At 41.4% G+C, this 888-nt stretch carries 1 protein-coding gene; it reads left to right on the top strand.

All coding sequences use genetic code 11. The features are described from left to right. A partial coding sequence (locus tag ACFIK8_RS10490; protein ID WP_375669391.1) for an RNA polymerase factor sigma-32 occupies positions 1-735 on the top strand: 735 nt, incomplete at its 5' end. Positions 736-888 lie beyond the last annotated feature (153 nt).

The raw sequence follows: 888 nt of genomic DNA, 5'->3' as shown, positions 1-888 counted from the left end.
ATTGCAGCCGCTCATATGCGTTTGGTGATTGCGATTGCTAACCGTTTTAAACGTTTCAAAATGCCATTGGGGGATTTGGTGCAAGAAGGCTATGTAGGGCTGTTGGAAGCGGCTGCGCGTTTCGAGCCTGATCGGGAGGTACGTTTTTCGACTTATGCCACATGGTGGATTCGTGCTTCTATTCAGGATTATATTTTACGAAATTGGTCAATCGTTCGAGGAGGAACCAGTTCTTCGCAAAAAGCACTTTTCTTTAATCTTCGGCGGTTGCGAGCAAAATTGGTCCAAGATGATAACGCTCTGACAAAACAAGATATCTTTCGCACAATCGCTGAAAGGCTTGGCGTTTCCGTTCGTGATGTTGAAACAATGGATTTCCGTTTTTCTAGCTCTGATAATTCATTAAGCGTTTCTGTGTCTGAAAACAGTGATAATCCGATTGCTAAAATGGATGCGCTTGTGGATGATAGTCCTCTTCCTGATGCTTTAGTTGAGCAAGTGATTGACAGTCAACGGCGGACACAATGGCTTCATGATGCGTTACAAAGTCTCAATGAACGGGAACTTGAAATTATTCGTTTCCGTCGCTTAAATGAAGAAGGCGCTACTTTGGAAGTTTTGGGTGAAAAATTGGGAATCTCGAAAGAGCGCGTGCGCCAAATTGAAGCACGGGCTTTGCAAAAGCTGCGTTCTGCCCTCCTTATGGTTAATCCTGCAGATGCCTATGATCTGTAAGCAGTTAAGGTTTTTTGGGAAAATTATTTTTGATTTTGTGGGTATGTATTAAAAAGAGACATTAAATTTTACGATAGATTCATTAAGTTTTTTGCTGAGGTTAAGAAGTTTTTCTCTTTCCATGTGTTGAATTCTCTGTCAATTTTAGGAATG

The organism is Bartonella sp. MR168JLCBS (assembly GCF_042194175.1).
The sequence above is the reverse complement of the archived record's forward strand: the minus strand, read 5'-3'. Positions and strand labels throughout refer to the sequence as shown.